The organism is Actinomadura bangladeshensis (assembly GCF_004348335.1).
Classification (GTDB): domain Bacteria; phylum Actinomycetota; class Actinomycetes; order Streptosporangiales; family Streptosporangiaceae; genus Spirillospora; species Spirillospora bangladeshensis.
This window is the reverse complement of record NZ_SMJW01000569.1, coordinates 1-947: the sequence shown is the minus strand read 5'-3', so window position 1 is coordinate 947 and position 947 is coordinate 1. Positions and strand designations below refer to the sequence as shown.

The window sequence follows — 947 nt, the reverse complement described above, 5'->3', positions numbered from 1 at the left end:
CCATGAGGGGGAGCGGTGGACGCCGGAGCTGGGGGTGGAGTTCCTGCGGTCGCGCATGGGGCCGGACACCGATGCGGCGGTGGTGTTCGAGATCGACCGGTATCTGGGGCGTCCGGGGCAGGCGATCGCCTACAAGCTGGGGGAGAAGGTGTGGTTGGAGGCGCGGGAGGCGGCGCGGCGCCGTGCCGGGGCGGCGTTCGATCTGAGGGAGTTCCACCGGCGGGCGCTGGATCTGGGGCCGATGGGTCTGGATCGGCTGCGCGCCGAGCTTGCGCGGGCTTGAGCCGGAGGCCGGTGGGCCGGTGGGCGCCGGTTCAGACGGGTTCGGCGGGGTTGAGGCCGGAGGCGGGCGTGTGGAGGGCGGTGGCGCCGGTTTCGCGGAGCCAGCGGTGGGTGTCGTCGGTGCTGCGGGCGATGTGGCAGGCTTCCTCGTCGCCGTGGTCGAGGACGTGCTTGACGTAGTGGGGTGGCCACCGCAGCAGGATGCGGCGGCCGCAGGAGGGGCACGCCCACTCTTCCAGCCCGGACCCTGTGGTCTGGACCCTCCCCATTTCGTGTGTCCTGTGCAAAGCGGTGGCCCCCTCGACTGTCGGCGTGGTCCGGCAAATCGGCCTCTGACCTGTGATTTCCGGCGTCAAGGGCGTTAAACGGCCCGGGCAAGCGGCTTTAAGGCCGGTGTCAAGGGGGCCCGGGGCGGTCCGGGGTGCCGGTGAGGGCGCGGTGGACGGCGGCGCCGATCTCGGCGACGGCCTCGGCGGGGCGGCGCGCGAACGCGCCCCAGCCGAGGAACCCGTGGTCCAGGCCGGTCCCGGTGATGCGGGTGACGGGGACGCCGGCGGCGCGGAGCCGGTCGGCGTGGTGTTCGGCCTGGGGCCGCAGCCGGTCGTGCTCGGCGGTCGCGATGATCGCGGGCGGCAGCCCGGCGGGGTCGGGGTCCAGCAGCGGGG

General features: G+C 74.1%; 3 protein-coding genes. 1 reads left to right on the top strand and 2 read right to left on the bottom strand.

The window, feature by feature from the left end:
• The coding region (locus E1284_RS40910; protein WP_131945468.1) for a DUF885 family protein at window positions 1-283 on the top strand (283 nt) is incomplete at its 5' end.
• A gap of 31 nt (window positions 284-314) precedes the next feature.
• Here the strand turns inward: E1284_RS40910 and E1284_RS40905 are convergent.
• Window positions 315-551: a hypothetical protein gene (locus E1284_RS40905; RefSeq protein WP_131945467.1), complete on the bottom strand. Its 237-nt coding sequence runs from the start codon at window positions 549-551 to the stop codon at window positions 315-317.
• A 127-nt stretch (window positions 552-678) separates the two neighbouring features.
• A partial coding sequence (locus tag E1284_RS40900; protein WP_165965636.1) for an alpha/beta hydrolase fold domain-containing protein occupies window positions 679-947 on the bottom strand: 269 nt, incomplete at its 5' end.